This is a genomic window from Flavobacterium frigoris PS1 (assembly GCF_000252125.1).
GTDB lineage: Bacteria > Bacteroidota > Bacteroidia > Flavobacteriales > Flavobacteriaceae > Flavobacterium > Flavobacterium frigoris_A.
On sequence record NZ_AHKF01000004.1, the window covers coordinates 66,644 to 88,004 of the forward strand.

General features: G+C 34.8%; 22 protein-coding genes. 10 read left to right on the forward strand and 12 right to left on the reverse strand.

The features are described 5' to 3' along the window. Positions 1–71: 71 nt before the first annotated feature. The 7 genes from HJ01_RS00420 to HJ01_RS00450 form a co-directional block, all read right to left on the reverse strand. Positions 72–1,367 carry a cryptochrome/photolyase family protein gene (locus tag HJ01_RS00420; protein ID WP_007136256.1) on the reverse strand — a complete coding sequence of 432 codons (1,296 nt, stop codon included), beginning with the start codon at positions 1,365–1,367 and terminating at the stop codon, positions 72–74. Next, positions 1,367–1,828, reverse strand: a complete 462-nt coding sequence (locus tag HJ01_RS00425) for an SRPBCC family protein (protein WP_007136257.1) — start codon at positions 1,826–1,828, stop codon at positions 1,367–1,369. The genes HJ01_RS00420 and HJ01_RS00425 overlap by 1 nt, the downstream gene beginning before the upstream one ends. Before the next feature lie 160 nt (positions 1,829–1,988). Continuing rightward, on the reverse strand, positions 1,989–2,429 hold the full coding sequence (locus HJ01_RS00430) for a sterol desaturase family protein (protein WP_040473553.1): 441 nt from the start codon (positions 2,427–2,429) through the stop codon (positions 1,989–1,991). Between the two features lie 46 nt (positions 2,430–2,475). Next, a complete protein-coding gene (locus HJ01_RS00435; protein ID WP_007136259.1) occupies positions 2,476–3,315 on the reverse strand; it encodes a phytoene/squalene synthase family protein in 840 nt (279 codons plus the stop codon). Positions 3,316–3,317: 2 nt separating this feature from the next. Next, on the reverse strand, positions 3,318–4,787 hold the full coding sequence (locus tag HJ01_RS00440) for a phytoene desaturase family protein (protein ID WP_007136260.1): 1,470 nt from the start codon (positions 4,785–4,787) through the stop codon (positions 3,318–3,320). Between the two features lie 35 nt (positions 4,788–4,822). Continuing rightward, complete coding sequence (locus HJ01_RS00445; protein WP_007136261.1) at positions 4,823–5,719, reverse strand: MerR family transcriptional regulator; 897 nt, start codon at positions 5,717–5,719, stop codon at positions 4,823–4,825. 192 nt (positions 5,720–5,911) lie between these two features. After that, on the reverse strand, positions 5,912–6,874 hold the full coding sequence (locus tag HJ01_RS00450; protein ID WP_040473554.1) for an ion channel: 963 nt from the start codon (positions 6,872–6,874) through the stop codon (positions 5,912–5,914). A gap of 584 nt (positions 6,875–7,458) precedes the next feature. On the opposite strand from HJ01_RS00450, the gene HJ01_RS00455 reads away from it, so the two are divergent. From HJ01_RS00455 to HJ01_RS00490, 8 genes are all read left to right on the forward strand, one after another. Beyond that, positions 7,459–8,094: a phosphoribosyltransferase gene (locus HJ01_RS00455; protein ID WP_007136265.1), complete on the forward strand. Its 636-nt coding sequence runs from the start codon at positions 7,459–7,461 to the stop codon at positions 8,092–8,094. Positions 8,095–8,133: 39 nt separating this feature from the next. Further along, positions 8,134–8,784, forward strand: a complete 651-nt coding sequence (locus HJ01_RS00460) for a dienelactone hydrolase family protein (RefSeq protein ID WP_007136266.1) — start codon at positions 8,134–8,136, stop codon at positions 8,782–8,784. Between the two features lie 263 nt (positions 8,785–9,047). Further along, positions 9,048–9,731, forward strand: a complete 684-nt coding sequence (locus HJ01_RS00465; RefSeq protein WP_007136267.1) for a nitroreductase family protein — start codon at positions 9,048–9,050, stop codon at positions 9,729–9,731. 91 nt (positions 9,732–9,822) lie between these two features. Further along, complete coding sequence (locus tag HJ01_RS00470; protein WP_007136268.1) at positions 9,823–10,680, forward strand: DUF808 domain-containing protein; 858 nt, start codon at positions 9,823–9,825, stop codon at positions 10,678–10,680. A gap of 10 nt (positions 10,681–10,690) precedes the next feature. After that, entirely contained in the window at positions 10,691–11,131 is a 441-nt protein-coding gene (locus tag HJ01_RS00475; protein WP_007136269.1) for a GNAT family N-acetyltransferase, read from the forward strand. 9 nt (positions 11,132–11,140) lie between these two features. Continuing rightward, on the forward strand, positions 11,141–11,614 hold the full coding sequence (locus HJ01_RS00480) for an SRPBCC family protein (protein ID WP_007136270.1): 474 nt from the start codon (positions 11,141–11,143) through the stop codon (positions 11,612–11,614). 103 nt (positions 11,615–11,717) lie between these two features. Continuing rightward, positions 11,718–12,611 (forward strand): dienelactone hydrolase family protein, encoded by an 894-nt coding sequence (locus HJ01_RS00485; RefSeq protein WP_007136271.1) that lies wholly within the window; start codon positions 11,718–11,720, stop codon positions 12,609–12,611. Positions 12,612–13,197: 586 nt separating this feature from the next. Further along, positions 13,198–14,238 (forward strand): zinc-dependent alcohol dehydrogenase family protein, encoded by a 1,041-nt coding sequence (locus HJ01_RS00490; RefSeq protein ID WP_007136273.1) that lies wholly within the window; start codon positions 13,198–13,200, stop codon positions 14,236–14,238. Between the two features lie 157 nt (positions 14,239–14,395). Here the strand turns inward: HJ01_RS00490 and carB are convergent, their stop codons facing one another. Together carB and rpmH are read right to left on the reverse strand one after the other, a co-directional pair. Continuing rightward, complete coding sequence (gene carB / locus HJ01_RS00495; RefSeq protein WP_040473555.1) at positions 14,396–17,248, reverse strand: carbamoyl-phosphate synthase large subunit; 2,853 nt, start codon at positions 17,246–17,248, stop codon at positions 14,396–14,398. A gap of 156 nt (positions 17,249–17,404) precedes the next feature. Beyond that, positions 17,405–17,566 (reverse strand): 50S ribosomal protein L34, encoded by a 162-nt coding sequence (gene rpmH, locus HJ01_RS00500; protein ID WP_007136275.1) that lies wholly within the window; start codon positions 17,564–17,566, stop codon positions 17,405–17,407. 164 nt (positions 17,567–17,730) lie between these two features. On the opposite strand from rpmH, the gene HJ01_RS00505 reads away from it, so the two are divergent. Next, complete coding sequence (locus HJ01_RS00505; protein WP_007136276.1) at positions 17,731–18,246, forward strand: hypothetical protein; 516 nt, start codon at positions 17,731–17,733, stop codon at positions 18,244–18,246. A gap of 53 nt (positions 18,247–18,299) precedes the next feature. On the opposite strand, the gene HJ01_RS00510 is transcribed toward HJ01_RS00505, so the two are convergent. The 3 genes from HJ01_RS00510 to HJ01_RS00520 are packed head-to-tail and all read right to left on the reverse strand — an operon-like array spanning position 18,300 to position 20,289. After that, positions 18,300–18,665: a sulfite exporter TauE/SafE family protein gene (locus HJ01_RS00510; protein ID WP_040473564.1), complete on the reverse strand. Its 366-nt coding sequence runs from the start codon at positions 18,663–18,665 to the stop codon at positions 18,300–18,302. A gap of 16 nt (positions 18,666–18,681) precedes the next feature. Continuing rightward, positions 18,682–19,575 (reverse strand): lytic transglycosylase domain-containing protein, encoded by an 894-nt coding sequence (locus HJ01_RS00515; protein WP_007136278.1) that lies wholly within the window; start codon positions 19,573–19,575, stop codon positions 18,682–18,684. 39 nt (positions 19,576–19,614) lie between these two features. Then, entirely contained in the window at positions 19,615–20,289 is a 675-nt protein-coding gene (locus HJ01_RS00520) for an alpha/beta hydrolase family protein (RefSeq protein WP_007136279.1), read from the reverse strand. Between the two features lie 762 nt (positions 20,290–21,051). Here HJ01_RS00520 and HJ01_RS00525 point away from each other — a divergent pair. Beyond that, a complete protein-coding gene (locus HJ01_RS00525) occupies positions 21,052–21,336 on the forward strand; it encodes a GNAT family N-acetyltransferase (RefSeq protein ID WP_007136281.1) in 285 nt (94 codons plus the stop codon). The last annotated feature ends 25 nt before the right edge of the window (positions 21,337–21,361 follow it).

A 21,361-nucleotide genomic window follows, 5' to 3' on the forward strand; every position in this document is an offset into this window, starting at 1 on the left:
TCTTCGCTACCATTTTTGATAGATACAACAGTTACTTTTTTTAACCTAAATAAATTAATGTTTAACGATAATCATTTGACTATTCCAGCTTTATAAGTAGCGATCGCTCTGTCTCTAGCCATAGCATGCTCCACCATAGGTTTCCCATACCCTAAATCGAATTCTTTTATCCACTTTCTGATATAAGCACCATCTTTGTCAAATTTCTTTTGTTGTATCTCAGGATTGAAAACCCTAAAATAAGGCGCAGCATCACAACCTGTTCCAGCTGCCCACTGCCAATTCCCTACATTTGCGGACATCTCATAATCCAATAATTTTTCTGCAAAATAAGCTTCGCCCCATTGCCACTGTATCAATAAATGTTTGCAGAGAAAACTCGCTACGACCATACGGACTCTGTTGTGCATATATCCCGTTTCATTCAGTTGACGCATTCCCGCATCAACCATTGGATAACCAGTAGTTCCACTACACCATCGCTTGAAATCGTCCTCATCATTGCGCCACTGGATACCATCATAAGCAGGTTTGAAGTTGTTAGTAACTACTTTTGGAAAACTGAACAGAATTTGCATAAAAAATTCTCTCCAAATCAATTCACTTAAAAAGACATCGTTTTTACGAAATGCCCAATTAACTAATTTCCGAATGCTTACCGTACCAAAACGTAAATGGGGTGACAGATACGAGGTTTTGTCTATCGCCGGAAAGTCTCTTATGTCTTGGTAATCCACAACAAATTTTAAGTTGTGCGGCTTTACTTTAATGATACTTTTTTCGAAACCTATTGCTTCCAAACTTGGAAAAATAAAGTCGCTTTTATAGAAGCTGAAAAATCTGGCTTTGGTGTCAAATTCCTCTACCGGCAACTTTGATCTATATTTATCTAACCATTTGTTCTTATAAGGCGTATAAATAGTGTACGCAAGACCATCTGCTTTAGTGATCTCTTTCTCTTCGAAAATCACCTGGTCTTTAAAGGAATAGGAAACTGTCTTATTTACCTCCAATAATTCACAAATCACTGTATCCCGCTCTATCGCATACGGCTCGTAATCCTTATTGAAAAAAACCTCTTTGACATCATATTCTTCAATAAGTGATTCCCAAACAGCTGCAGTTTTTCCCTTTTTTACCAAAAGAGAACTGCCTATTTCATGTAGTTTATCATTTATTTCCGAAAGGGAATCGTAGATAAAACTAACCCTAGAGTCGTTTTTAGGCAGACTATCTAAAATCAGATCATCAAAAACAAACAGGGGGATCACAGGATAATTTGATTGCAAAGCCTGAAACAAACCCACATTATCATCTAGGCGCAAATCACGTCTGAACCAAAAAAAAGTTACTTCTTGTTTGTTCATTATTTAGTATTAAACATTTTATCTACTATGACGCGTCTGTGTTCAAAAATACCTTTTAATTTATTCTCAACAACCAATGTGTTCATAATTCGCCCGATAAAGCCCAAAGGCAATGCGTAGTGCACTACATCGGTCATTTTAGTGCCGTTTTCCGTAGCTTCAAAGAAGTGCTTGTGATGCCAAAATGCATAAGGTCCAGAAAGCTGTTCGTCTACAAAATAGCTGTTTTCCTTCACAAAAGTAATTTCGCTTACCCAAGATAATTTTAAGCCTAAAAGCGGAGATACTCTATATTGAATAATTTGCCCTGCATACATGGATTTATTATCGAAATCAGTAATTTCAAAACCCATTTCTTCAGGCGTTATTTTCTGTAAATTTTTTGGATTGGAAAAAAATGTCCAACATTCTTCTAAACTAGCATTTACGAACTGAACGCTTTCTTTTTTATAGAGTTTCATCTGTCTTATTTTGGGTTTTTCAATCAAAGATACAAGGGAGCAAGGCTTGCGTGAGGGATAGTATTGGAGCTCTTTTTATAACTGGTTTTTTGCTAGATATAAAAAAGCGGGAGAGGATAGCCCTACCCGCTTTTTTTGCGGGTCACGACCCAAGTGAAATTTATATTTTATAGTATTTGAAAGGAACAAATAACATCCCGAAACACTCTCCGTGTTCCTTACCAAGATGTTTATGGTGTACTTTATGCGCTTTACGCAATCCAATCAGGTATTTATTATTTGTTTTTTTGAACCACTTAAATCGTTGATGGATCAAGACGTCATGTATCATGAAGTAACAAAAACCATAAAACGTGATTCCCAGTCCAATGAAAAAGAGATAGTTGATGCCTCCTTCTACTCCAAAGTAGAAAAGCACCATACTGGGTAGTGCAAAAATCACGAAAAAGATATCGTTTCGCTCAAAAACATTAGCATATTTGGGTTGATGATGATCAGCATGAAAATACCACATAGATCCATGCATTAAATACTTGTGTGTCATCCAAGTCACGCATTCCATAAAAAGGAAAACGCTTAAAAATATTAAGAAGGAAATCATTTTTTTATTTATTTACAGATATACATTAAAAAAATAAGTGCGATTTTTATACTAACCTCAACTTGTAGGTCACGAAAGACTGTGCTAGTAATCCAGCTTTGGTATAATTAGAAACCCGAATCCTTTCATTTCCAATCTCATGACAAGGTGTGTCTTCTAATTTTTTCAACAGCTTTTTATAGTAGACAAATGCGGTGTAAACACCAAATTTAGCTTCGATAGGCAGTTTCAGGATTCCCTGGTAGGCCACTCTAAAATCCTCTTCGATTTCTTTTATGATTTCGTGTTTCGCATTTTCATCAAATGAGTTCAAATCTACGCCCGGAAAATAATTCCTGTTTAATATCAAATTATCATCCTTAAGATCGCGCAAGAAATTAACTTTCTGAAAGGCAGAACCCAAACGCATGGCCTCGTCCTTTAACTGATTGTATTTTTGATCGTTTCCGTTTACAAAAACCTTTAGACACATTAAACCTACAACATCGGCTGAACCATAAATATAATCGTCATATTCCGCCTTATTGTTGTAATCTGATTTGAATAAATCTAATTTCATACTTTTCAGAAAAGATTGAACCATGTCATCAGTAATATTGTATTTTTTTACTGTTTGCTGGAACGAGTTCAAAATTGGATTTAAACTAATACCCCTGTCAATTCCTTTATAATACTCCTTTTCAAAATCGTTAATTAAATCCTCTTTGTCGTAACCATGAAATGAATCTACAATTTCGTCGGCAAAACGCACAAATCCGTAGACGCTATAAATCGCATCCCTAATACTTGGCGAAAGCATATATACTGCCAAAGAGAATGAAGTACTATAGTTTTTAGTGACTATTTTACTACATTTGAAAGATACATCGTCAAATAATTGCTTCATAATTATTGTTCTAAAAATTGCTTATTTATCAAATCTGACACTAATTTTCCTGATATTAATGCCGGAGGGACGCCTGGTCCTGGCACGGTTAATTGCCCTGTGAAATATAAATTATTCACCTTTTTGCTTTTCAGTTTGGGTCTTAAAAATGCGGTCTGCATTAAAGTATTAGCCATTCCGTAAGCATTCCCTTTGTAGGAGTTATACTCTTGCACAAAGTCATTTTTACAAAATGATATTTTAAAGATAATGTTATTTTTTATACTTTGTTGCGTTAAAACCTCAAATCGACTTATTATTTTATTGAAATATTCCTCTCTTAAGTCCTCAGTATCATTAATACCAGGGGCTAGTGGGATGAGAAAAAATCCTGATTCCATACCTTCTGGCGCAGCCGTTTTATCGGTCAACGATGGAAAGTTAGCATAGAACAAAGGGTCCTTTGGCCATTGCGGAGCATCATAAATATCCTTCGCGTGCTGATAAAAATCAACATCAAAAAACAAAGCATGATGCGAGATGTTTTCTATTTTTTTGTTAAACCCCACATAAAACAATAATGACGAAGGAGCAAATACGCGGCTGTTCCAATATTGTTCTGAATACACCCGATGTTCAATATCCAATAAGGTTTCTGTGTGATGGTAATCAGCACCGCTCAAAACTATATCAGAAAATATGGTTTGACCATTGACAATTATCGCCTTAGCGGACTTGTTTTCGACAATGATCTTCTCAATATTTGAATCAGTATGAAAAACAACGCCTAATTCTCTTGCAAGACTTTCCATTGCATGAACTACATCAAACATTCCAGTTTTAGGATGCCAAGTTCCCAAACCAAAATCAGCATAATTCATAAAACTATAGAATGATGGCGTATCTGACGGTTTTGCTCCAAGAAACAAAACAGGAAATTCCAAAATCTGGATTAACCTTTCGTTTTTAAATTTTTTGCGAACGTCCCGACTTATGTTACTGAAAAATTGTCCTATTTTTTTTGTAGTTTCTACAGTGACCAGCTCTAATGCTAAAACACCTGGGCGGTATACCAAATCTTTAATAGCAATATCATAATTGCTTTTGGCCTCAGTTATAAATTTATTCAGCACCTTACCGCTTCCTTTTTCTATGGATTCAAAAGTGGCTTCGATTTCTTCTAAATTATCTGCAATAGCGATAAATTCGTTTTCGCCAAAATAAACCCTGTAAGCCGGAGAGAGTTTGATGAGCTCATAATAATCGGATGTTTTCTTACCGAAATCAGCGAAAAAACGGTCAAAAACGTCAGGCATCCAGTACCAACTGGGTCCCATATCAAACGTAAATCCGTCTTTCTTTAGTTGTCGTGCTCTTCCTCCTATTGATGCATTCTTCTCAAAAACACTTACTTCATGACCACTTTTAGCTAAATAGCATGAAGCAGACAATGCTGAAAATCCTGAGCCTATAATTGTAATTTTCTTTTTCATTTGTTTAGCAAATATAATAAATGTTTAAACAAAAACTACAGTTTTCCCACTAATTCATTAATCGAATCAAAAACAGAGATTTTATCTGAAATACCTTTTGTTTCAATAAATTCAGTTAACCGTCCTAAGTACCACAATTCCGTATTGTCATCAAGAAGCTCCTCTGCCATTTTTTGAACATATTCATTAACTACATCTCTTTCTGGTTGTACCGTCATATAAGAAACGAAAACTATAGAATGAAAATGTTTCTTTAGATCTTTCAAATTATCAATTGGCATACTTTCGCCAAGATAGACTGTCTTGTAACCATGCAATAGAATCTCGTAATTCAAATACATCAAACCTAATTCGTGTATTTCATTCATTGGAAGCGAAAGTACAAAGACCGTATCCACTTTTGTACGTTTAAAACCTTGAAGTTTTTCCGTGTTAGTCAACAACTTTTGTTTAATCAAGTAACTAACAAAATGTTCATGTGCAGGAGTGATTGTATCTGTCTGCCATAACACACCCAACTCTTGCAATAAAGGGATGAAAACTTCATGAAAGACCTCTTTGAAGGACTTCTCTGCAATCAACCAATTGTAAGTATTGAGAAATAATTCCTCGTCATAGTTCATCATTGCCATTTTAAAAGCACTAATAGCATGACTTTTAGCATTTTTTGAAGATATTATTTCTCTAACAAGTGAAGGGATTTTTTCTTCAGAATAGGATGCGATTTTTGAAATTTTATATCCGTATTCATGTAACAAAGTGATGTTTAGCAGTTTTTGCAAACTAGCTAAATCATACAATCTGATATTGGTGTCTGTTCGCATGGGCTGCAATACATTGTATCTTTTTTCCCAAATTCGTATCGTATGAGCCTTTATGCCTGAAAGATTTTCGAGATCCTTTATACTAAAGACACTTTTTACATTGTTCATGATTTATAACTATTTATTAAACAAATGTAAAATAAATAAATTAATTAATCTCAATTAATTAAACATGATTGCTATTAGTATCCATCTACAACAAAAATAAGCGGCGCATAACATCCTCAAATAAGGTTATTTAAAGAACTAAAACACACAGTATCCACTATATAAATTAACAAAAAATCGAATGATATTGTACTACCCCAGAGTCACTTTATCGTAAGAATTCAATTTATCCAAATTTAAAATAGTTTTGGAGCTGTCATTACTTCTAGTATACATGGGCTCAAACTTAGCTCCATAAACAACCTCATCAAAAGTATAGGAGGTACGGATGGCGACTGTATTGCTGAACATATCATCAAATGTTTTTACAAAAACAACAATTTCACCGTTAGTATTGGCAAAATCATCTTCATTGAATTGAAATAACGGGCTGTCTTCAGTAATAGGATGAACCAAAGTCCAACTTAAGGAAAGTGCATTAATCTTCTCTAATTCTAAATCCAATGAATAAAACTTATTCACCAATTTCCCGTTTTCTTCAATACTCATCCCGAGCGTAATTTTAGCTTCGGCATCTGTAAAGTTGGTATTTTTAAAAGGCGTCAATCTTATCATCAAACCACTGATTTCACCGTAAGGTGCAATGACCGCATTATGCGAAAATTTCAAAAATGCCTTAGGCCTACTAAACCTTCCGAAAAACAAACCCGTTGCAATGGCAAAACTCAACAAACCAATCAAAGCCTCTGCCGAAGATAGCGCACTAGTCAAAAAACCCGTAGGACTAATATGTCCATAACCAACAGTTGTAAAGGTTTGGGCACTAAAAAAGTACACCTGCCCAAATTTAACCCATTCACTATCTGAACCTGCAATTCCATCAAGATGTTCTACTCCGATTCCGTAGTATATCGAGGCAAACACAAAATTAATTCCCACATAGAAAGACAAAATAATCATCATAAATTTCCAAACAGGCATATCAATCATGGTGTGATACCAGCTGGTGCGACGCAACACGTGCATCCCCCGTTTTTCTATGTTAGCTGTCCCGTTTTTATTGATAAAGCGGCCGCCATAACTATTCGCATTTGTACCGAAACCAGTATTTTTGTCTGCTTTTGCTTTTTGATTTACTCTTTTTAACAATGCCATTTATTGATTCTTATATAAAAGTAAAATTACATAAAAATCACAAACAAGCGAAACTAATATTTGATTGTGGACTACACACTTTCATATTCTTTTTTATGTCTTAAGAGTAAAGGAATCTGCTTTTCAGACCGCTTGGTTTGTAGAATCCATGCTTACAGAACTGTTTATCCATTTTATCATTCGAACACATAAAAAAAATTTAAAAGCAAACTGGGTAAATACCTTTTCTAGCTCAGTATTTTTGAACTTTTGCTTACCATAATATTAGCTTATATGGCTTTCGCAAATGAAATTGGCTTGTCTCCCTTACCCATTATCAATTTTACCGCAATGCTAATTATCGTAGCAACATATATTATAACTGCCAATATTTTAAAAGTATGGTTTTTGAAAAGATAGAGGAGTGGCTAAAATATTTTGTAAGAATAGTTTCTAATTGCTTAAAACTTCATTCACACAGAACTCAAAACAAAGCATATTTCATGCAAAAACCTTAAATAAACAATAGAATACTTATCATAACTATCTTAAAATCAGTATCTTTACACAGATAGTCGTCTTATTGTTAATTAAAACTTATAGTCATGTACGAATCGCTTTTTAAAGATAGAATAGAGGCTGGTTTATTACTTTCGGAGAAATTAAAACGATATCAAGACAGTAATTCGGTTATTATCGCCGTACCCAAAGGTGGCGTACCCGTAGGTCATGAGATTGCAAAAAGACTACATCTTACACTAGATATTGTCCTCTCTAAAAAAACAGAAAATCCTTCAAACAAAGAATTTGCTACTGGAGCTGTATCCCAAGATTTCGTTATAGTTGACGAACGCCCAGACGTCCAAAAAGAACATATAGAACAGAAAACCATCATGCTCAGAGAATTGTTACTTGAAAAATACCAACTTTATAGAAGTAATCACGAGCCTATTGCTGTTACAGGCAAAAATGTAATTATTGTCGATGATGGTATAGCAACCGGAAACACCCTACTACTAAGTATTGCCATGTTGCGAAAAAAAAGTCCAGCAAAAATCATAGTTGCGGTACCTGTTTTACCTTATGACACCTTGAACACATTCGAGCAGAATACAGATGAATTGATCTATCTGGATGCTTCCAAAAATTTTAGGGGAGTTGGCGGCTTCTATCAGAAATTTTATCAGATAGAAGACGATGAAGTGATTAAGATGCTCAGCGACAGCAAACCAAATGAATAGAAAATAGGAATAAAATAATATTATTTAAAACATTCCAAAATGAAGAAATTAGAAATAGACATTCCCTTAACTTCAGTCACACTGAAAGGGGATTTAGTCATTCCTGAAAATGCAACTGCTATTGTTGTTTTTTCATATGGAAGCGGTAGCAGTAGATTCAGCAACAGAAACAGGATGCTTGCTGAATTAATCCAAAAACAAAACATTGGCACCCTATTATTCGATTTGCTTACAGAAGAAGAAGATCAAGTTTATGCAAATAGATTCAACGTTGACTTATTAGTCAGCCGATTGATAGAAACTACTGAATGGCTTATGGGTTACGATTCTGCAAAAGATTTACACATTGGTTATTTTGGAGCAAATACTGGTGCCGCATCAGCACTGCGAGCGGCAGCCTATTTTGGAGATAATATAAAAGCGGTAGTTTCTCGTAGCGGCAGACCTGATTTAGCTTTAAGCGCCTTGCATCAGGTAACAACGCCTACTTTATTGATTGTAGGCGGAATGGATGTTCCTGTTATAGGAATGAACAAAATGGCCTTTGATGAATTAGATACCGTAAAAGAGATGAAAATTGTTACTGGAGCAAGCCATCTTTTTGACGAAGCCGGAAAATTATTAGAAGTCGCAGATTTAGCTATTACTTGGTACAAAAAATATTTAGTCATTAAAGAAATGTCATCTTGATTATAACCTATAATAAAATATCAAAATCAAAAAACCCTTCTCCATGTATTTTTTTTGTTTATCCTATCTCTTTTAGGCTATTGACTTACAACTACTTGTTTTTAAAATACTAGACCACTACGATTCCTAATCTACTGAAAAGACCGCAGTAACAGATGAGGGCCTGCATTACAGTGCTTTAGCTCTCGAAGAATAAAAGTTACCACTAACATAGATAAATTTAATTATATTTGGATCTGCGAACAGTCCAAAATTCATTAAAAATGCCAGACAAAAAACACATCGAAGATCATCCCTATATTACTTACAGCAAACCCATATTGACTGATAAGGAAATGTTAGAACGTTCCAAATCTTTTTATGATTTTATGGATAACCGACGCTCTGTTCGTGAATTCTCTGATAAGCCAGTTCCGCGCAAAGTAATCGAGAACTTAATAAAAACTGCTTCAACAGCTCCTTCTGGCGCACACAAACAACCTTGGACCTTTTGTGTAGTTGAAAATCCAGAAGTCAAAAAACAAATACGCATCGCGGCCGAAGAAGAGGAACTGGAAAGTTACGAATCCCGAATGTCGAGCGATTGGCTGGAAGACTTGAAACCATTGGGAACGGATTGGCACAAACCCTTTTTAGAAACTGCTCCTTACCTGATAATTGTCTTTAGACGCATTTATGAATTTGGAGCAGACGGAAAAAAGAAAAACAATTATTACGTTCAAGAAAGCGTAGTTCTCGCTTGTGGTTTTTTATTGGCTGCCATTCATGACGCAGGTTTAGTTTCACTAACACATACTCCAAGCCCAATGAATTTTATTAGCAAAATCTTAAATCGTCCCGAAAACGAAAAACCTTTTCTACTGATTCCTGTGGGTTATCCCGCAGATGAATGTTGGGTTCCGGACATACGACGAAAAGAACTAGAAGATATTTGCGTTTTTTATTAAACGAATTTGGCTTCATCTAGCAACCATTCCAATAAAACATTAAAAAAAACATAGTACTCTAAAAAATTACAAACAAAAAAGAATCAAATATATGGCTTCAGGATTTTTTGCCCTTCTAGATGATATTGCAGCACTTATGGATGACGTTGCGCTTATGAGTAAAGTTGCCACAAAAAAAACGGCAGGAATATTAGGAGATGATCTGGCTGTTAATGCAGAGAAAGCTTCTGGATTTGTTTCTTCACGAGAAATTCCAGTTTTATGGGCTATCACCAAAGGCTCTTTATTGAATAAGTTAATCATTTTGCCATTTGCCTTTTTACTAAGTGCCTTTGCTCCTTTAGCTATTACTATCATTTTAATCCTAGGAGCTGTTTATCTTGCCTATGAAGGAGCTGAAAAAATCTACGAATACATATTCCCTCATCATTCAGAAAGCAAAATCGAAACGAAACCGCTAACCGAAGAGGAAATCTTACTTCTTGAAAAAGGCAAAATAAAATCAGCTATTGTAACTGATTTCATACTATCTATAGAAATTGTAATAATTGCGCTGGGAACTGTTTTAGGCAAACCTATTTTAAACCAGATCATCGTAGTGACTTTTATTGCTTTCATAGCAACAATAGGAGTCTACGGAATTGTTGCCCTTATAGTACGAATGGACGATTTAGGATTAGCATTAAGAAAAAGAAAAAGTTCTACAGCACAATTTACAGGAGGTGTATTAATTCAAGCATTGCCACAAGTCATAAAAACCTTAGCCTTTGTAGGGACAATAGCTTTATTATTAGTAGCTGGAGGAATATTTGCTCATGAAATAGAACTCTTACATCATTTTTTAACTAGCTTCCCTGATATTTTAAAAGAATTCATACTAGGCTTAATAGGTGGCATTATCGTTTTAGGTATCGTTTTGCTTTTAAAAAAAATCATTAAAAAGAAATAAATAAAGTCCAATGATTTCGATACAATTGATAGACACGAAAAATGATTTATACCAATTAGAAAGGGAACTTCGAAACAAAATTTTATTACGTCCCATAGGTATTCTAGACCATGCTTGGGAAATGCACGATGAAAAATCTTGGCACTTTGTAGCCGTTGAAAACGATAGTGTAATTGGCTGTGTAGTTTTGGTTCCATTGAACCAAGAACAAACTAAAACCCAACTCATGCAAATGGCGGTGGAAACCAATCAGCAGGGAAAAGGAATTGGCAAATTGCTAGTGAAAGAATTACTGGCTTTTTCTATATCTAATGAGATTAAAGAAGTGGTTTGTCATTCCAGAGACAATGCAGTGCCTTTTTACTTAAACTTAGGATTTGAAATATATGATGAACCTTTCGTGGAAGTGGGAATTCAGCATTATCATATGAGAATTAATTTAGATAATTAAAAAGATATCATGAATATAGACAACACTTCTTACGCCGAAGCGGCAATGCTAATTAGAAAACCAATCTCAGAAGTATTTGAATCCTTTATCAATCCAGAAATCACGACCAAGTTCTGGTTTACAAAATCCTCAGGAAAGCTCGAGGAAGGCAAATATATTGATTGGACCTGGGAAATGTACAGCAACCATACGGTAACTGTCAAAGTACTTGCCATTAAAGCAAACGAAGCCATTGTAATACAATGGGGAGAAGATGAAAAGGCTCTAGCCGAATGGGAATTTAATGATTTAGGCGATTCCAAAACCTTTGTTACAATAACCTATAACGGAATTCAAGGAAGTACGGAGGAGATGTGCGCCCAAATTAGAGATACAACCGAAGGTTTTTCTTTAGTTTTAGCTGGACTAAAAGCCTACCTAGAACATAATATTCAACTGAATTTAGTAGCAGATCGTTTTCCTGTAGAATTAACTGAGGAATAAATTGGATATAAAAAATAGCGGCTAGTGTATAAGAAATAACTACTGTATTAAGAGATTGAAACAATGGCTTTTTTCCTTAAATTAGTTGAAATAAATAACCGCTATGAAAAAACTAACCAAAGAAGATATCAGTCAGGAAGTCTTTGACCTATACGATGACTACGCGCATAATAAAATAGAAAGAAGGCTATTCATTGAAAAACTATCGCTATTTGCAGTAGGAACGCTTACGCTTCCGTCGCTACTGAGTTTTATGACACCCAATTACTTAGACTCTATTTTGATAAAACCCGGTGACCCTAGGCTAAAATCAGAATTCATTACCTACGATTCCCCTAAAGGCGGTGGAAAAATCAAAGGACTTTTATCACAGCCTGCGGAAACCAATAAGAAATTACCCGGAATCATCGTGGTACATGAAAACCGCGGGCTGAATCCGTACATTGAAGATGTGGGACGAAGAGCCGCTATAGAAGGATTCATCACTTTAGCACCGGATGCTTTATCACCGCTGGGCGGTTATCCCGGAAATGACGATGAAGGAAGAGAATTACAAAAAAAACGGAGCCGCGAAGAAATGCTCGAAGACTTCATTGCAGCCTACAAATACCTAAAATCACATAAAGATTGCAATGGGTATATTGGTGTGGTAGGATTTTGTTTTGGTGGTTGGATTGCCAATATGATGGCGGTCAAAATCCCAAGTTTATACGCCGCCGTTCCCTATTACGGAGGACAACCCACAGCAGCAGAAGCCGAAAAAATAAAAACACCTCTCCTAGCGCATTATGCCAGTTTAGATATCCGAGTAAATGAAGGTTGGCCTGCTTATGAAGCCATCCTCAAAAAGAACAAAGTAGAACACACTGCATATTTCTATGAAGAAGTTAATCATGGTTTTCACAACAATACCACACCCAGATACGATGAAAAAGCCGCCACTTTATCGTGGACACGCACAATTGACTTTTTTAGAGAAAAATTGAAAAAGAAATAGCTGAAGTCTTGATAAGTCCACTGATTGAGGCTGTTTTATGTTTAGTTTATTTTTAAAGAAAATATTGCACAAAAATAAAAGAGTACTTTATTTAGGTATACTTGAGAATAGGCAACCTTTCATACCTGTTTACAACTATAAAACTTTTATTATCAATGATTTATAAATAATAAGTTCAAAAATTCAGTAAGACAACCAATTCCAATCCTTGCCAAAAATAAAATTGAGTGTAACTCACCCGAATATTATTTGATGCTTTGGTTTCAAAAGTTACAGATATTTCTACCATTTAATCCATCTGATAAAAAGTTACAGGCTCAAAAAATAATATTGCCATTAAATTTTCATTTTGCCGTAAAAAAGCTTAAAATCAACAAGAATGGGCCTTCAATCATATCGATATGAATTCAATTAATTAGGCTCAATTAACGGATTATTTGAAACTAAATTTCAAATTAAACAAACAAGGTCCCTTTTCATGATATGTAAATAAAATAGTCTAAATTTGAGTATGAGATCATAAATTATTGATTAACAAATACATATTGTATTTAAATAATCTTTAAATCCTAAAAAAGAAAAAAAAATGAAAGCATTAGTTTATTATGGCGATCATAAAATCGCTTTAGAAGAAAGACCAAAACCAACTATCATAAAACCAACAGATGTAATTGTAAAAGTATTAAAAACAACCATATGTGGAACCGACTTAGGCATTTACAAAGGTAAAAACCCCGAAATTGAAAGTGGACGCATCCTTGGTCACGAAGGTATAGGTATTATTGAAGAAGTTGGCACTAGTGTATCACAGTTTAAAAAGGGAGAAAAAGTTTTAATTTCATGCATTACTTCCTGTGGGTCTTGCGAATACTGCAAAAAACAAATGTACGCTCATTGTAAAGATGGAGGTTGGATTTTAGGGTATATGATTGATGGAGTTCAAGCAGAATATGTTAGAATTCCTCATGCTAATAATAGCTTACATAGAATTCCTGAAAGTATTGATGATGAAATCGCCGTTTTATTAAGCGACATTTTGCCTACTGGTCATGAAATAGGTGTTCAATACGGAAAAGTAAAACCTGGCGATGAAATTGCAATAGTTGGAGCGGGGCCTGTTGGGATGTCTGTACTTTTAACAGCGCAATTCTACTCTCCTTCTAAAATAATCATGATTGACTTAGATGACAACCGACTTAAATTAGCCAAAGAATTAGGTGCTACACATACCATTAATTCTGGAACTACAAACGTTGAAGAAGCCGTTAAAGAAATAGTGGGTGGTGATGGTGTAGATGTAGCTATTGAAGCAGTTGGAATTCCTTCAACTTGGGATATTTGTCAAAAAATAGTTAAACCAGGAGCTCACATCGCTAATGTAGGAGTTCATGGTGTAAAAGTAGATTTTGATATTCAAAAACTATGGATTAAAAATCTAACTATAACTACTGGACTAGTGAATACAAACACAACTCCAATGCTATTGAAAGCAGTTTCTGCTAATCGTATGGATTTAAAGAAAATGATCACACATCGTTTTCCTCTCTCTGAACTTGAGCATGCATATCAAGTGTTTTTGAATGCTGCAGAAGAAAAAGCGTTGAAAATTATTATTACTAATGAATAAATAACAGCCCTGATAGACAGAATAGAAAAAGGATTGTGGTAGCTATACTATTTATAATACTAGGGATTTTAATAAAATACCCAATAGTGGTGATCTAAAAACTAACCCCATGAAAAAAGCCCCAAACGGGGCTTTTTCAATATAATAAATTCAAGTATTACTTACTCAAATACATTTTTCTTCTAGAATACAATTCGTAGAATTGATCGTCTTTTAAGTCATCAATAAACAAGATACTTTCTCCTGTTGATTTCATTTCTGGTCCTAATGCTTTGTTTACATTATGGAACTTACTGAAAGAGAAAACCGGTTGTTTAATAGCATATCCTTTTAATTGCGGATTAAAATTAAAGTCGGTTACTTTATTGTGTCCTAACATTACTTTCGTTGCATAATTCACATAAGGTTCTCCGTATGCTTTCGCAATAAACGGAACCGTACGTGACGCTCTAGGATTCGCTTCAATAATATAAACGATTTCGTCTTTTATTGCAAACTGAATGTTGATTAAACCAACAGTTCTTAAACCCAGCGCTATTTTTTTAGTATGATCTTTTATTTGCTGCATTACTAATTCCCCTAAATTAAAAGGAGGCAATGTCGCATTACTATCTCCAGAGTGTACTCCACAAGGCTCGATGTGTTCCATAATCCCTATGATATACACATTTTCACCGTCGCAAATGGCATCAGCTTCTGCTTCTATCGCACCATCAAGATAGTGGTCTAAAAGTAACTTGTTTCCAGGAATCGTTTTCAATAAATTCACGACATGCTCTTCGAGTTCTTGCTTGTTGATCACAATTTTCATTCCCTGACCACCCAATACATAAGAAGGACGAATCAATAAAGGAAAATCTAAAGTATCAGCTAAAGCAGAAGCTTCATCAGCAGTTTCAGCAATTCCAAACTGTGGAAAAGGAATTTTCAATTCGGTTAATAAATCAGAGAAACGGCCTCTGTCTTCGGCTAAATCCAAAGCATCAAAGCTAGTTCCAATAATTTTTATACCGTATTTAGATAATTTTTCAGCTAATTTCAAAGCGGTTTGACCACCTAATTGTACAATAACACCTTCTGGTTTTTCATGTTTGATAATATCGTAGATATGCTCCCAAAAAACAGGTTCAAAGTATAATTTATCAGCTGTATCAAAATCAGTAGAAACCGTTTCAGGATTACAGTTGATCATGATTGTTTCATAACCACATTCTTTTGCGGCAAGCACCCCGTGAACACAGGAGTAATCAAATTCGATACCTTGACCAATTCTATTTGGGCCTGACCCAAGAACAATTATTTTCTTTTTATCAGTAACAATACTTTCGTTATCTACGTAACGAGTTCCGTCAGCTTTTTCAATTTCAGCTTCAAAAGTAGAGTAGTAATAAGGTGTCTTAGCTTTGAACTCCGCCGCACAAGTATCCACTAATTTAAAGACACGGTTGATATTCATATCCATACGCAAAGTATGCACTTGACTTTCTAAACAACCCACCATGTGTGCAATTTGTCTGTCAGCAAATCCTTTTTGTTTCGCTTCAAGCAAAAGTTCTCTTGGTAAAGTATCTACTTTATAAGTGGATATTTCTTTCTCTAAAGTATAAAGTTCTTCATACTGCTTCAAGAACCACATATCAATTTTAGTGATTTCATGGATACGGCTTAATGGAATTCCCATCGCAATAGCATCATAAATCACAAAAACACGATCCCAACTCGCAAAAGTTAGTTTCTCTATAATTTGCTCGTAGTTTGTATATCCTTTTCCGTCAGCTCCTAATCCATTTCTTTTTATTTCTAATGACTGCGTAGCTTTATGAAGGGCTTCTTGGAACGAACGTCCAATTCCCATCACCTCACCTACTGATTTCATTTGAAGACCTAACGTTCTATCAGCTCCTTCAAATTTATCAAAGTTCCAACGTGGAATTTTTACAATCACATAATCCAAAGTTGGTTCGAATAAGGCAGAAGTTGATTTAGTAATTTGGTTTTGCAATTCATCCAAGTTATATCCTAAAGCTAATTTAGTAGCAATCTTCGCGATTGGGTAACCAGTCGCTTTAGATGCTAATGCAGAAGAACGAGATACACGAGGATTGATTTCAATCGCAACGATATCTTCTTTATCATCTGGTGAAACAGCAAACTGCACGTTACAACCTCCTGCAAAGTTTCCGATGCTGCGCATCATCAAAATTGCCATATCACGCATTTTTTGGAATGTCGTGTCAGACAAAGTCATTGCTGGCGCCACTGTAATTGAATCTCCTGTATGAATCCCCATTGGGTCCATATTTTCGATAGAACAGATAATTACAACATTGTCATTTTTATCTCTCAAAAGCTCCAATTCATATTCTTTCCAACCCATTAAAGCTTTGTCAATCAAAACTTCATGAATAGGTGACGCCTCTAAACCTCTGGTCAAAAGAGTATCAAAATCTTCTTTTTTATAAACAATTGCAGCTCCGGTACCTCCCAAAGTAAACGAAGGACGAATAACAAGAGGAAAACCAAATTCCTGTGCAATTTCTTTACCTCTAAGGTAAGAAGTACATATTTCTGCTGGAGCAGATGGTACTCCAATTTTCTTAAGCAATTGTTTGAACTGCTCTCTATCTTCAGTAATATTGATGGCATTAACATCTACACCTATCATTTTTACCCCAAAATCTTGCCAAATCCCTTTTTCATCTGCTTCCAGACACAAGTTCAAAGCCGTTTGTCCACCCATTGTAGGCAACACCGCGTCAATTTGAGGATGTGCTTTTAGGATTTCAATTATCGATTTAGTAGTCAATGGCTTCAAATAAATATGATCAGCCATTGAAGGGTCGGTCATAATTGTAGCAGGATTTGAATTTATCAAAATAACTTCAATTCCTTCTTCACGAATGGAACGTGCAGATTGTGATCCGGCATAATCAAATTCACATGCTTGACCAATAACAATAGGACCTGAGCCTATTATTAGTACTGATTTAATGGAGGTATCTTTCGGCATTTTATTGTAGTTAATGTGTTGTGTAGTTGTTTTCAACAAGGCCAAAGTTACTGAACTTTAAACCTTTGGGTCTAATGATTAAATATTTTTTAACGATTAGATATAAAAAAAGGCGGTACTAAAAAAAGTAACGCCTTATTTATGTTTATACAAACATTATTTTTTGTGTCTTGGTTCGCAAGAAACAGTCAATTTATGTCTTCCTTTAGCTCTTCTTCTAGCAAGAACTTTTCTTCCATTCGCAGAAGCCATTCTGTCCATAAATCCGTGCTTATTTCTTCTTTTTCTTTTCGATGGTTGAAACGTTCTTTTGCTCATTGCTTTGTATCTTTAAATCTTATTTATATGTCTTTCTATTTTCGAATAACTGTTATTCTAAAACCGAGTGCAAATATACAAAGACTTTTTTTTCTGGCAAGTAGTTTTATAAAAATATTTTTAATTCCTTTTACTATCTTTGCAATCTTAAATATACACACATTATGTTTCACAAGAATATCAAACTTATTATCGCCGGACTTTTAGTGATTACTGGCATTTGGCAATTTACGGAAAACAATATTGGTAACGGGATTTTCCTTTTATTATTGACTGCAATTCCTGTTTTCTTATACTTTAAAAACGAATTTATACTACTTGCTTTCTTAAAACTAAGAAAACAGGATTTTGAAGGAGCAAAAAAGTGGCTGTCATGGATTAAAAACCCTGAGTCCGCATTGGTACAAAAACAACAAGGATACTTTAATTACCTGCACGGAATAATGCTTTCGCAGACCAATATCAACCAAGCTGAAAAATATTTCAAGAAAGCAATCGAATTAGGATTGTCTATGGATATGGATTTGGCTGTCGCCAAATTGAATCTTGCCGGAGTAGCTATGTCTCGCAGAAGAAAGCTGGAAGCTACTAACTTGTTGAACGAAGCAAAAAGACTAGACAAACAAGGTATGTTGAAAGAACAAATCACCATGATGAAAGGTCAGATGAAAAAAATATAATTTCATAGTTGAATAAAAAAAATCCGCAATTGCGGATTTTTTTTATCTAGAAACTATTTCTCCAGAAACAAATAGCCAGCTATTATTACAAGAACACCAGCAAAAATATTCTTTAAAGTTTTCTGATCAACGTGAATTGCTATTTTACTGCCGAAAAAACCGCCCACAATAAAGACCAAAGATATTATTATCGCATAACGCCAATCGACAAAACCTGCTTTATGGTAATTGATTACTGCTAGCAAAGTAACAGGAGGCAACAAAGCCGCTAAACTTGTTCCTTGAGCCTGCTGTTGCGTAAACCCCATAAGCAACAAAAGCGGAACCATGATGATTCCCCCTCCAATTCCTATCAATCCGCTTAGAACTCCTGCAATTAGCCCTATGGACATTAATAAAACGATTGTTTGGATAGACATTTTCATAGGTTTTAAATTAATAACCGCTCAAAGGAATCTCTATTGAATATTTTTTACCGTTGGTAATATCCAGCTTTTTATCCCTGAGCCAAGGATTGTGAATTTTTAAAATCTTATAGTTAATTCCTTGTGCTTTTGCGAAATCAGCCAAATCAGTAATAGAACTATCTACTTCAATTTTTTTTGTTGGCAAATTACTATAAAGTTCTTCTTTACCTAATGAGAATCCAAATTTATCTGGATTTTTCATGATTTCCTTCAGCGCTAAAATCCTGAAAACGTAACGCGAAGTTTCTTCCGTAAGAAGCAAATCATAATAATCAGTTTCTTTTTGACTCTCCATTTGTCTGTTTACGCCGGTCATTCCGCCATTATAAGAGGCTGCAGCAAGAGTCCAACTACCAAATTTTGCTTTGGCACTCAAAAAATAACTACAAGCCGCTTGGGTAGATTTTTCCAAATCATAGCGCTCATCTACTATATCATTTACTTCCATTCCTCTTTCCTTAGCCGTTTCTGGCATAAATTGCCATACTCCTCTAGCACCTGCAGCGGATACTGCGTTTACTAAACCGCTCTCAATTACAGCAAGATATTTAAAATCGTCTGGAATACCGTTCTTTTTTAGAATGGGTTCAATAATGGAAAAAGCACGATTTGCTCTTTTTATCGCTAGAATCGTAGAAGAATGCAAGTTGATGTTAACTATCAGTTCTCGATCTAAGCGTTCACTTACATCTGAAATTTTTAAAGGCGTATTTTCTCCTGCAAAATTGGCACTGACAGGAAAATAACTAGAGACCACAGTTTTTTCTATTTTACTTTTCGATTCATATGTCGTTGCAAAAATCAAAAGACCACTTATTAAAACGAGTCCGAGAATTAAACTTACTTTTTCTATCCTTTTCATTCTTTCCTTTTTTTAATTCGTTTTCACAAGCAGCAACAATCACTCCGCAATTGCCTTATCTTCTAAAATAATAGCGGGCAAATTCGTGTTTAACCACTTGTATTTGTTCAAAATCATGACGTGCGTCCCTCCTTTTACCACAATACAATTAGCGATATACTTTATTGGAAAAACATCATCCAAGTCCCCATGAATATGGACAACCTGATCATCCGCCACAGTTCTATCCCAAAGAATCACTTTTTCTACTGCCCATTCCAGATAACCAATATCTCGAACCGATAAAAATTTCTCGTATAACTTCAATCGATGGTTAATTTTTTCACCGAAAGAAAATTTCGCCAGATTCTCTAAATTCAAAATCAAGCTCATCGGAATCAGCTTGTATGCTTTGGTCGCTTTTGCAACTTTAAGTCTTCTAGGGAATTCCAAATTACTTTTTACACTTGAAATGATAATTACTTTTTTGGCATCAATATACTTTGCCATTTCCTGTACCAAAATGCCTCCAAAAGAAACTCCAATTAAAACTGGTTTTTCATGTTTTATTTTTTTTGTAATTCGTTGTGCATATTCAGCCAAAGATTCATTTGCTAGGGGAATTTCCCATTCTAAGAGGTGTATTTCAAAAACGTCTTCTGGCAACGCAATTCTCTCAAAAATTGCAGCACTGGCCGCCAATCCTGGCATAAAATAAACTGGTAATTTATTCATAATTGTTGTAACTATTTAATATCTGCTTCTCGTCTATTCATACTGAATTTCGTATAAAATTAATTTTTTTATTGGAACCAACTTCGTTTCTTAATTTATATTATCAATAAATTATGATTATTGGAACTTAAAAATCACAAAGAATAGACAAAGCCAATTCTGAATATCCGAAGATCTATTCTACCTTTATCATTCGAACCTTTCGTGAGTTGGCAAGACATACAATTGGGCAAACCATAGATTTTAAGTGAGCTTAGCATCGAAGTAACTCTGGGGTTTTACCAGAATAATTCGCAGCAGTTTCGATCCTCACAAATGGCAGCTTATGGCGGATCTTTACTGAAAAAGAAGAGATTACAGTAACATACAGTTAAAAACAATTTGACGTTGGGAATCAATTCATTAACTTTGCAAATGTTTTTCTGGCAAAAAAAACAATGAAGCTGTATTGTGGTCACGTCAATAAATGTTTTTGCATTTAGTGATCTTCAAAAGTAACGCAAAAACAACACACAAAATACAGCTCCAAAAAAAAGACGTTTATCCACTTCTTATCAACGATAAATTAAAACAGACCATCTCAAGCATTCGGAGCAATAGAAGACAGCCCGAGAATAATTAAATTTGATCCATTTTGAACTAAGATTAAAAGCAATTCAAAAACACTTTTGGTCGAAATACCGTGGATCACAAAAAAACTATACATACTACCTATCTTCATTACAACTATTTTAAATAAAACATATAGAATAACCTATCAACATGGAAATCACAGACAATACTTTCGCAAGACAATTTGAAACTATAGTAGAAGAAGGATTAGTTTCAGTTGAATACTCTTTTCAGGAAAAAAAAATATTTTTGACAAAGATTAATACTCCAGATCAATTTGACAATGAAGAATTTGTTTCTCAACTATTAAGTGAAATTATGGCAATTGCAATTGAGCGAAAATTAAAAGTCGTTCCAATACTGCCAAAAATCGTTGTCTTTTTTAAAAAGAACCCAGCCTACAAAGAACTGCTTCCTCCGGGAATTAGACTATAAAAAAAAGCGGCTGTATCATTTAGTA